Here is a 9,847-nt window from a genome sequence, read left to right on the forward strand (position 1 = left end):
CTGCCGGGTACTGTTCATGCGCAGGGTTCCGGGAGGCGAACGGCAGGCGCGACAAATGTCGTTTTGGCCCAAGTTCGCCTTGGTCCGGAAGTAAAAGGCCCCACCTTGGTGTGATTATTTCTGCGTCATCAACAGACGTTGTTCACCGGCATGTTCCGCATATATAGCGCAAAAAGCCGAAAGAATCAACAATTTGCCCGGGCCGCACGGGTCTGTAACGGCCCGTAAAGGCCGGTTTAGCAATGCGGCATTCCGACGCGGGCTTGCCGGCCCGCGCGCCTAATCGCCTTCACCAGGCTCCGGCGAGAAGTACTTCTCGAACTTGCCCGCCACGCCATCCCAATCCTTTGCGTCAGCGGGAGGTTCCTTCTTGGTGGTTATATTCGGCCACTTTTCCGCGTATTCAGCGTTGATCTGGAGCCAATTCTCCAGACCGGGCTCGGTATCGGGCTTGATGGCTTCGGCCGGGCACTCCGGCTCGCACACCCCGCAGTCGATGCACTCGTCCGGATGGATGACGAGCATGTTCTCACCCTCGTAGAAACAGTCGACCGGACAGACCTCGACGCAATCCATGTATTTGCACTTGATGCAGTTGTCGGTCACGACATAGGTCATCTCGGCGCTCTCGACTTCGGGTCACATGTCATCCGGCGGGTGAGGTAGACCCTTTGCAAGCCCATGACAAGAGTGCGAATTGCGCGAGTGAAGCCTGCCGGAGAACAGCTTTGCCAGAAGCGCGGGTCACAGCCGCCTGATCAGCCTTCACCGCGCCAGTTTTCCAGCGCGCGCCGTTCCTTTTTGGTCGGCCGTCCGGAGCCTGGCTTGCGGAACGGCGGTAACGCGGAAGGCTCGCCGGGCGGCGGGGCAGGCGGGGTCAGATCATCGTAAAGAAGCCGCGCTTCCTCGGCGGGGCCGCGCCGGCTACCGGGAGCCAGCACGCGATAGACAAGGATGCGACGGTCCAGCGTTATGGTGAGCACGTCACCCGGCCGGACCGCATGGGAGGCCTGGTCGATCTTGCTGCGGTTGACGCGCACCCTGCCTGCCTGCGCAAGCTTGGCGGCCAGGGAACGCGATTTGACCACCCGGGCGAAGAACAGCCACTTATCGATGCGCTGGCGTTCGTCGGAGGGCACCGCGTCTGTCCTATTTGCGCAGCTGGTCCCTGAGGGCAGCCAGCTTGGCGAAGGGCGAATCGGGGTCCACCTCCGGCGGCCGGTCATCGCGCCGAGGCCGGGTATTTGGCTGGCCCTCACGGCCCTTCGCTCTCGCCTTCCGCTCCGCGCCATCCTCGTTGCGGTGCCCTTGGCGGAATTTGCCCTTGGCATGCCGGTCGGCCCGGCCCTGCCTTTCGCCCGGGCGCCGCCGCTCGAAGCGGGCTGGACGCCAGATGAGCACCGGCTTGGGCGCCTCTTCAACTGCGGGCGGCTGTGCGGCTTCGCCGCCGCTCGCCTCTGCCTCCACCGCCTCGGCGGTCTGTGGCGTGTCAGCATCGGCGGGCTGGGCCGGGTCAAAGCCAGCGGCAAGGCCGTCCGCCTGCGGCGCTTCCTGGGGAGCGGCTTCGTCCGCCTGCTCGCTCGTTGCTTCGGCGGCGGGCATGGGTGCTGGCTCAGGGGCAGGGGCCTCTGTTTCTGCAGTAGCTTCAGCGGGCGCCTGCTCTGCGTCACCCGGTGCAGCCGCGGAGTCGCTGGCGGCTTCGGCTGCGGTCTCGGTGGCCGTCTCCGCAGCGGAAGCGGCTTGCCTTGCCGCCGCCTCTTCCTCGACGCGCCGGTCGAATTCCTTGAGCCGAGTGGCGACTTCTTCGCCGGGCTTTTCTTCCGCGCGATAGCCGAGGCCTTTCAATATGGCCTCCATATCTTCGGCCCTGGCTCCAAGAATAGACATCATTGCCGGCGTGACGATGAAAGCCCCGCCGTCATAGGCTCCGTCCGGGCGCTTTCCGTCGCCGGGCTTCCAGGCCAGCGCCGGGCGGATCAGATCCGCGAGCCTTTCAAGAATATCGACGCGCACGGCCCGCCGCCCGAGGCTGCGAAAGCCCGCCAGCCGGTAGAAGGCGCGTTCGAACTGCGGGTCTGTCACGATGGAGGTGCGGCCGGCGGCAAGGGCAGCCACCACATCGCCATAACCGGGCCTGTCCATCGCATCGTGCTTCAGCGCCCAAAGAAGCGTGGCAAGGCCCGCCGGCGCCGGCTTCACGAGAGCCGGCACGAAGATATGATAGGCGCCGAAGCGGACGCCGAGGCGGCGCAGCGCCGCGCGTGCTTCCTGATCGAGCGAACGGACTTCCTCGGCAACGTCACGGCGATTGAGAAGCCCGAAATTCTCGACGAGCTGGAAGGCAAGCCCGCGCGCCAATCCCGAAAGCGATTCGGCGTTGCGCAGATCGATGAGCGGCTTGAGCAGGCTTTCGATCTGGAAGTTTACATAACGCTCGGCGCGGGCGGCCACCTTGTCGCGGGCCGGTCCTGTAAGCTGCTCGTCCGCCAGCAGCACCACGCGTGGTTTGAGCGCGTCCTCACCGGCAACAAGCTTAGCGACGGGCGCGCCGATCCAGCGCAGAACCCCGTCCGATCCGAGGGCGAAATCCCCGTTAGGTGCGGCCGCGAAGCGTTCCGCCCGCAATTCGAACTCGGCGGCCAGCGCTTTCTGCGCCGCGGCCCTGACGGCGCGGGCATCCTCACCTTCCGCGCTGCGGTCGGCGGTGAAGCGGAAACCCTGCATCTCGCCGACATGATGGCCTTCTACTAGGACTTCTCCCGCAGCACTGATTTCTGCTTCCGGCATTGCATTCTCTCTCAGGCGCTTCATGAGCACGGAAGTCCTGCGGTCAACGAAGCGTTTCGTCAATCTCTCATGAAGCGCATCGGACAGCCGGTCCTCGATCTCGCGCGTTTTTTCCTGCCAGTGTGTCGGATCGGACAACCATCCCGGGCGGTGGGAAACGAAGGTCCAGGTGCGAATCTGCGCGATGCGCGCTGAGAGCGTGTCGATCTCGCCCTCGGTCGAGGAGGCGCGGCGCACCTGCTCGGCCAGATAATCCTCGTCCACATGGCCGAGGCGCGCAAGGTCCGAGAAGATCGCGCCGACAATCTCCGCATGCTGGGCCGGCGCGATCTTGCGATAGTCGGGCAGGGCACAGGCGTCCCAGAGAAGCGCCACCTTTTCCCGCCCCACGGCAAGCGCGCGAATGGCCTCGTCCTTTGAAAGATATTCCAGCACTCGCAGGTCCGCCGCGGGCAGCGCCCGCGTGAGGCCTTCCACCGGTGGCGCGGCCTCCAGCGAGGCCTTGAGCGCATCGATGCTGGAGGTGTCGATATCCGCCGAGCGCCATTGCAGCATCTTCACCGGCTCGAACTGATGCGTCTCGATGCGCTCCACCAGCGCGTCCGGGAACGGGTCCACCTGACCCGTCACGCCGAAGGTGCCGTCCCGCACATGGCGGCCGGCGCGGCCCGCGATCTGGCCGAGCTCGGCGGCCGAGAGGTTGCGGTACTGAAATCCGTCGAACTTGCGGTTCTGGGCGAAGGCGACGTGATCAACATCGAGATTGAGGCCCATACCGATGGCATCGGTCGCCACCAGATAATCCACATCGCCTGACTGATAGAGCGCTACCTGCGCATTGCGCGTGCGCGGGGAGAGGGCGCCCAGCACGATGGCCGCGCCGCCGCGCTGGCGGCGGATCAGTTCGCCGATGGCATAGACCTCATCGGCTGAAAAGGCGACGACCGCCGTCCTGCGCGGCAGGCGCGTGATTTTCTTGGAGCCTGCATAGGTGAGCACCGACATGCGCGGCCGCGTGACGATGGAAATGCCGCGAAGCAGCTTTTCCAGGATGCCGCGCATGGTGGCCGCCCCTAGAAGAAGCGTCTCCTGCCGCCCGCGCAGATGGAGAATGCGGTCGGTAAAGATGTGCCCGCGTTCGAGATCGGCAGCAAGCTGCACCTCGTCAATGGCGACGAAAGCGGCATCGGTCTCGCGCGGCATGGCCTCGACGGTGCAGACGGAATAGCGCGCGCCGGGCGGAACGATCTTCTCCTCTCCGGTGATCAGCGCCACATTGGCTTCGCCCACCCGGGCCGCCACGCGCCCGTAAACCTCGCGCGCAAGCAGCCGCAGCGGGAGGCCGATGAGCCCGGATTCGTGCGCCACCATGCGCTCGATGGCCAGATGCGTCTTACCTGTATTGGTGGGGCCCAGGACGGCTGTTACGCCCCGGCCGTCGAGAATGACGGCCCGGCTCTTCTCAAGCTGAACATTCATTCGCTGCATCTCGGTATGCTGTCACAGCAGCGTAAGCCCCGCCGCCGCAGACATATAGGATCACGTGGCGGAAGCGAAAGGCAAAAGTCTCCCCGTTAACCGCTGGAACGAGTCTGGAACGAATCGGCGACGAATCACTGACTCGGTCGGATTCACTCTTTGTTCGGCCCAACATATAGCGGTGATGCCGCCATGAGGCTCCACATGGTGAATCCGGTTTTTGCCGGAAGGCTGTTCTTTGCGGCTGTACGTTAACGATTGTGCCCCTCCCCCTCTGCAGGATTGCCTGCTGGGCCAGCAAATGCAAGTTTTTATTAGGCTTTCTGAACCATTGGTTAACCACGAAGCCGCCGCGCGACCCCTGAAGGTTAACATTGTGGCCAAAGCCGGAACGAATCGGCGACGAATCAGCGAGGTGGAAATGTTCCCACAATGTTCGCCACAAGATGTTGCGGTCTCCGCCATCTGTTGACCGAGGATTCACAGGATATCCACAGGGCGTGGCGGCGATCGGCGCGCATCCGTTAAGGTTCGTGTGCCATTTTGAAGCAGTCCGTCCCGTCAGGCAATGTACTGCCCGCCATTGGCTGCCAGGGTGGCCCCGGTGATGAAACCCGCCTCGTCGGATGCGAGGAAGACGACGCAGCGGGCGATCTCGGCTGCTGTGCCCAGCCGGCCTATGGGAATTTGCGCGACGATCTTCTCGCGCACCGGCGCAGCCAGTGCCGCGACCATGTCCGTGGCGGTGTAGCCGGGACAGACGGCATTGACCGTGATGCCGAAACGCGCACCCTCCTGGGCCAATGCCTTGGCAAAGCCAAGTTCGCCCGCCTTGGCGGCGGAATAGTTCACCTGCCCGGCCTGGCCTTTCTGGCCGTTGATGGAAGAGATGATGATGATGCGGCCGAACCTTCGCTCGCGCATGCCTGGCCAAACCGGATGGGTCATGTTGAAAATGCCGCAAAGATTGGTGTCGATGACTTCGCGCCACTGCGCCGGCGTCATGTTGTGAAACATGGCGTCGCGCGTGATTCCGGCATTGTTGACCAACACCTCCACGGGCCCGAGCTCCGCCTCCACCCGAGCGACACCCGCCGCACAGGCCTCGTAATCGGCAACCGACCAGCGGTAGGTGGGGATGCCGGTCTCGTCGGTAAAGCGGCGTGCCGCCTCTTCATTGCCCAGATAGTTGGCTGCCACGCGGTAGCCGGCCTGCTTCAACGCCACAGAAGTCGCGGCGCCGATGCCGCGCGTTCCACCCGTGACCAGTGCCAGCCGGGACATGGACCCCTCCTCAGAAACGGCGGAAAATGGACCCGATCATTTTCGTAGCCGAACACACCTGATTTTCGCAGTTCCGGACGGCGTCGGTAGCAGCTTCCTGCGGAACAGCTTGAGGGCCGCTAACGGCCCTCGCTTGATTACGCGGCTTCCACGCACATTGCTACGCCCATGCCGCCGCCGATGCACAGCGTGGCGAGCCCCTTCCGGGCGCCCCGGCGGCCCATTTCATAAAGAAGTGTGGTAAGGATGCGCGCTCCCGAAGCGCCGATCGGGTGGCCGATGGCGATCGCGCCGCCATTGACGTTCACGATGTCCGGATTCCAGCCCATGTCCCTGTTGACCGCGCAGGCCTGCGCGGCAAAGGCCTCATTGGCTTCCACAAGGTCGAGGTCGTCGGCACGCCAGCCGGCTTTCTCCAGCGCCTTGCGCGAGGCCGGGATCGGGCCGGTGCCCATCATGGCCGGGTCCACGCCCGCTGTTGCCCAAGAGGCGATGCGCGCGAGCGGCTTGATTCCTCGGCGCGCGGCTTCCCCCTCGCTCATCAGCACCAGGGCGGCCGCCCCGTCATTGATGCCGGAGGCATTACCCGCCGTCACCGTCCCGTCCGGGTCGAAGGCTGGACGCAACTTCTGCATGGCCTCCAGCGTGGCGCCGTGACGAATGTATTCGTCGTCGGCCACCACCTGATCGCCCTTGCGCGTCGTCACCGTTACCGGCGCGATTTCGTCGCGGAAGCGGCCGGACTTCTGCGCGGCCTCCGCCTTGTGCTGGGAGGCAAGCGCGAAGGCATCCTGCTCTTCCCGCGTGATCTGGAAAGCACGAGCGACGTTTTCCGCCGTGATCCCCATGTGGTAGCCGTTGAAGGCGTCCCACAGCCCGTCGCGGATCATGGTGTCGATCATGGCGTAGTCGCCCATCTTCACCCCGCCGCGCAGATGTGCGCAGTGAGGCGACATCGACATGGATTCCTGGCCGCCGGCAACCACGATCCGCGCATCGCCGCAGAGGATCTGCTGCATGCCGATGGCGGCGGCGCGCAAACCCGAGCCGCAAACCTGGTTCAGCCCCCAGGCGGTAGTTTCCCTGGGAAGGCCGGCGCCGATCGAAGCCTGACGCGCCGGATTCTGTCCCTGGCCGGCCGTTAGCACCTGGCCTAGGATGACTTCGTCCACTTCGCCGGGCTCCACGCCCGCGCGCTCCAGTGCGGCGCGGATGGCGACGGCGCCCAGCTTGTGCGCCGGCACCTGGGCGAAAGAGCCGTTGAAAGAGCCCACCGGCGTACGCGCCGCCCCGGCGATGACCACCGTGCTGGAAAAAGCCATGTCGAACCTCCATCTGGAACGCCCACGGCGCCGAGCCGCAGGAGACTGCTGCACCGCAATATGGACGTATCTGCACGCATTTCCCAGAGCCGATCAAGCAATTTGCGTGCTGCGGGGGGCGGGAGAGGCGAGGTTATGCGGCAGCGCAGCGAAAACAGCTTTCATTTGCACGACTCTTTCGCATATCCTGCAAAAAAGGCAGGCAGCCCTTCTTGTGTGAAAAGCGGGAATGCAGGCAGTCTCGCCAAGTACGTCGCGTCAGGGAGCTTCCGTGATGCCCGCGAAAGACGACCCGGTGGTCATCAAGAAATATGCCAACCGCCGCCTCTACAATACCGGTACCAGCACCTATGTGACGCTGGAGGACCTTGCCGAGATGGTGAAGCGCGACGAGGAATTCGTCGTGCAGGATGCCAAGACGGGCGAAGACATCACCCACTCGGTGCTGACGCAGATCATCTTCGAGCTGGAAAACGCGAAGACGGGGCAGAACATGCTGCCCATTTCCTTCCTGCGGCAGCTTATCTCTTTCTATGGCGACCAGATGCAGGCGATCCTGCCGAGCTTTCTGGAACAGTCCATGCAGGCCTTCGCCCGCGAGCAGGAGCGCATGCGCGAGCAGATGCAGAAGGCCTTCGGCGCCTCACCGATGGACATGATGAAGATGGAGGCGCCGATGAAGATGATCGAGGAGCAGACGCGCCGCAACATCGAGATGTTCCAGAGCGCCATGCGCATGTTCGCACCCGGAACCTGGTCGGCTCCGAACGGGAGGCGCGAGGCGGAAGCGGAGCCCCGGAACGACGCGAAGGGACATGACGATATCGAGGAACTGCGCGAGCAGGTTGCCGCCATGCAGCGCAAGCTCGACGCCCTATCGAAGGGCTGATCGCGGGTTCCGGAATGTCTCAGGGCCAGTAGCGCTGTTCTAAAAAGCGTAGCTGCCGTTCTACCGTTCGGGATTGCGCAATCGGAAATCTAGATGAGTGCCGGCGCGAGCGTGGTCCACATCAGCTGGCGCACGAAAAAGATAATGAGCAGCAGGATGATCGGCGAAATGTCGATACCACCCAGATCCGGCAGGAAGTTGCGGATCGGACGCAGCGCCGGCTCAGTGACGCGGTACAGAAAATCACCGATCATTCCGACGAACTGGTTGCGCGGGTTCACCACGTTGAAGGCGTAGAGCCACGAGAAGACGGCCGCGCCGATGACGAACCACCAGTAGATATTAAGCGCCAGATCGATGGTGCGGAAAAGCGCGAGCATGCAGATCTCCCCAAGGTTTCGCGACATGTAGCCATTGGCGCGTGAACCGGCAAGACTTTGTCGCGTATGAGAGAAAACGCGACGCTTGACAGGCGTGGGCCCCAGGACCTAAATGCGCGCCATCCCGGCGAAGTGGGGCTGTAGCTCAGTTGGGAGAGCGCATCGTTCGCAATGATGAGGTCAGGGGTTCGATTCCCCTCAGCTCCACCAATCCTCCGATAAAGGTCGATCTCCGTTTCCTAATTCCGGCCGGCTTACCGTCCTTCCAATGGGAACGTCGAGTCCTCGCATCCGGTGCGGCGTAGGGAAGCTGCGCGCGGAGGAACGCATATGGCGAGGCAGGGAACGATACGCGTCGGGATATCGGGCTGGACCTATCCGCCCTGGCGCGGCGTGTACTATCCAAAAGGCCTGGCTCAGAAGAAGGAGCTCGCCTATGCGGCGGAGCGTTTCCGGTCCGTCGAGGTCAACGGCACCTTCTACGGGCTTCAGCGGCCGGAAAGCTTCGCGCGCTGGAGCGAGGAAACGCCTGAAGGCTTCGTCTTTGCCATTAAGGGCTCGCGCTACATCACCCATATGAAGCGGTTGAAGGAGGTTGAGACGCCGCTGGCCAATTTCATGGCCTCGGGCCTGCTGCGGCTCGGGCCGAAGCTGGGGCCGATCCTCTGGCAGTTTCCGCCGCAAATGAAATTTGACCAAGAGCGTTTCGCCCGTTTCTTCTCGCTCCTGCCCAAAGACACGGAAGAAGCCCTCGCGCTCGCCCGCCGGCATGATGAACGGATGAAGGGGCGCGTCTGGCTCGAGGCGCAGGGGAGAGGGCCCGTTCGGCACGCAGTCGAAATCCGGCATGAAAGCTTCTGCTGCGAAGCGTTCATCGCGCTCCTGCGCCGCCATGGCGTGGCGCTGGTGGTGGCCGACACGCCCGCCTGGCCCTTGCTCATGGATGTCACCGCCGATTTCGTCTATTGCCGGCTCCACGGGGCCGAGCAGCTCTACGCCAGTGGTTATAACGACGAGGCGCTCGACCGCTGGGCCGAGCGCGTGAGAGCCTGGTCCGCGGGCCGCGAGCCGGCGGATGCGAACCGCGCGTCCGCGCCTCTCAAACCGCGGGCGAACGGGCGGGACGTCTATGTCTACTTCGACAACGACGTCAAGGTGTACGCGCCGTTCAACGCGGAGGCGCTTGCCGCCCGGCTCGCCGCTCAGCCCGCCCGGCAAACCAAGTCAGCGTGATCACCTTCGCCGACAACGCTCGCGCAATCGTGACGGCCCCTTTGCTTCACAGTGAACCGGGAGAGGCGTATCGTTCCAGCTTCATGGGAGCGGTGAAGCCCGCCCCGAAGGAGGAGGAGTGCCATGTTGCGTTCCATGTTGATTGCCTTATCGTTGCTAGCCGCTCCGGCAGCGGCCCTTGCCAATCAGTGCCCGGGAATGATGGCCGAGATCGATGCGGCCCTGCCCAGCGCAAATCTTTCCGAAGCCGACCGCGCCAAGGTGATGGAGCTGCGCGCTCGCGGCGAACAGGAGCATCAGGTGGGCGATCACGCTGCTTCCGAGGCTACGCTGGCGGAAGCCAAGGCCATTCTCGGTATCTAAGCTTTTGATTTTTTGCAATTTCCCGACAGAGAGCGGTATCCGCTTTCCTTGGAATTGCCGGATGAGACTCGGGGGGGGGGGGGGGGGGAAAAAAACAAAAAAAAAAATTA

9 protein-coding genes and 1 tRNA gene are annotated in these 9,847 nt (G+C 63.7%); 4 read left to right on the forward strand and 6 right to left on the reverse strand.

What is annotated here, in order from left to right:
* Window positions 1-279 precede the first annotated feature (279 nt).
* The 5 genes from fdxA to NYR54_RS00840 all read right to left on the reverse strand — a co-directional run bounded on the left by fdxA (window position 280) and on the right by NYR54_RS00840 (window position 6,872).
* A complete protein-coding gene (gene fdxA, locus NYR54_RS00820; RefSeq protein WP_261513461.1) occupies window positions 280-618 on the reverse strand; it encodes a ferredoxin FdxA in 339 nt (112 codons plus the stop codon).
* Between the two features lie 140 nt (window positions 619-758).
* Window positions 759-1,139, reverse strand: a complete 381-nt coding sequence (locus tag NYR54_RS00825; protein WP_261513462.1) for an RNA-binding S4 domain-containing protein — start codon at window positions 1,137-1,139, stop codon at window positions 759-761.
* A gap of 10 nt (window positions 1,140-1,149) precedes the next feature.
* On the reverse strand, window positions 1,150-4,266 hold the full coding sequence (locus tag NYR54_RS00830) for a helicase-related protein (RefSeq protein WP_261513464.1): 3,117 nt from the start codon (window positions 4,264-4,266) through the stop codon (window positions 1,150-1,152).
* Between the two features lie 561 nt (window positions 4,267-4,827).
* Window positions 4,828-5,550 (reverse strand): acetoacetyl-CoA reductase, encoded by a 723-nt coding sequence (gene phbB / locus NYR54_RS00835; RefSeq protein ID WP_261513465.1) that lies wholly within the window; start codon window positions 5,548-5,550, stop codon window positions 4,828-4,830.
* Window positions 5,551-5,687: 137 nt separating this feature from the next.
* Window positions 5,688-6,872 (reverse strand): acetyl-CoA C-acetyltransferase, encoded by a 1,185-nt coding sequence (locus NYR54_RS00840; RefSeq protein WP_261513466.1) that lies wholly within the window; start codon window positions 6,870-6,872, stop codon window positions 5,688-5,690.
* 274 nt (window positions 6,873-7,146) lie between these two features.
* Between NYR54_RS00840 and phaR the strand changes: the two genes are divergently transcribed.
* Window positions 7,147-7,761, forward strand: coding sequence for a polyhydroxyalkanoate synthesis repressor PhaR (gene phaR / locus NYR54_RS00845; RefSeq protein ID WP_261513467.1), 615 nt, complete (start codon window positions 7,147-7,149; stop codon window positions 7,759-7,761).
* 89 nt (window positions 7,762-7,850) lie between these two features.
* Here phaR and NYR54_RS00850 read toward each other — a convergent pair whose 3' ends face one another.
* Entirely contained in the window at window positions 7,851-8,141 is a 291-nt protein-coding gene (locus NYR54_RS00850) for a YggT family protein (RefSeq protein ID WP_261513468.1), read from the reverse strand.
* Between the two features lie 134 nt (window positions 8,142-8,275).
* Between NYR54_RS00850 and NYR54_RS00855 the strand changes: the two genes are divergently transcribed.
* From NYR54_RS00855 to NYR54_RS00865, 3 genes are all read left to right on the forward strand, one after another.
* Window positions 8,276-8,351: transfer RNA gene (locus NYR54_RS00855), tRNA-Ala, on the forward strand.
* A gap of 120 nt (window positions 8,352-8,471) precedes the next feature.
* On the forward strand, window positions 8,472-9,374 hold the full coding sequence (locus NYR54_RS00860; RefSeq protein ID WP_261513469.1) for a DUF72 domain-containing protein: 903 nt from the start codon (window positions 8,472-8,474) through the stop codon (window positions 9,372-9,374).
* 123 nt (window positions 9,375-9,497) lie between these two features.
* Entirely contained in the window at window positions 9,498-9,737 is a 240-nt protein-coding gene (locus tag NYR54_RS00865; RefSeq protein WP_261513470.1) for a hypothetical protein, read from the forward strand.
* The last annotated feature ends 110 nt before the right edge of the window (window positions 9,738-9,847 follow it).

Origin of the sequence: Chelativorans petroleitrophicus, assembly GCF_025398195.1 — a bacterium.
Lineage (GTDB): Bacteria > Pseudomonadota > Alphaproteobacteria > Rhizobiales > Rhizobiaceae > Chelativorans > Chelativorans petroleitrophicus.

Coding starts and splice junctions, on each gene's coding strand:
- fdxA (WP_261513461.1), bottom strand. CDS start 618: ATGACCTATGTCGTGACCGACAACTGCATCAAGTGCAAATACATGGAT.
- phbB (WP_261513465.1), bottom strand. CDS start 5,550: ATGTCCCGGCTGGCACTGGTCACGGGTGGAACGCGCGGCATCGGCGCC.
- NYR54_RS00830 (WP_261513464.1), bottom strand. CDS start 4,266: ATGAATGTTCAGCTTGAGAAGAGCCGGGCCGTCATTCTCGACGGCCGG.
- phaR (WP_261513467.1), top strand. CDS start 7,147: ATGCCCGCGAAAGACGACCCGGTGGTCATCAAGAAATATGCCAACCGC.
- NYR54_RS00860 (WP_261513469.1), top strand. CDS start 8,472: ATGGCGAGGCAGGGAACGATACGCGTCGGGATATCGGGCTGGACCTAT.
- NYR54_RS00850 (WP_261513468.1), bottom strand. CDS start 8,141: ATGCTCGCGCTTTTCCGCACCATCGATCTGGCGCTTAATATCTACTGG.
- NYR54_RS00840 (WP_261513466.1), bottom strand. CDS start 6,872: ATGGCTTTTTCCAGCACGGTGGTCATCGCCGGGGCGGCGCGTACGCCG.
- NYR54_RS00865 (WP_261513470.1), top strand. CDS start 9,498: ATGTTGCGTTCCATGTTGATTGCCTTATCGTTGCTAGCCGCTCCGGCA.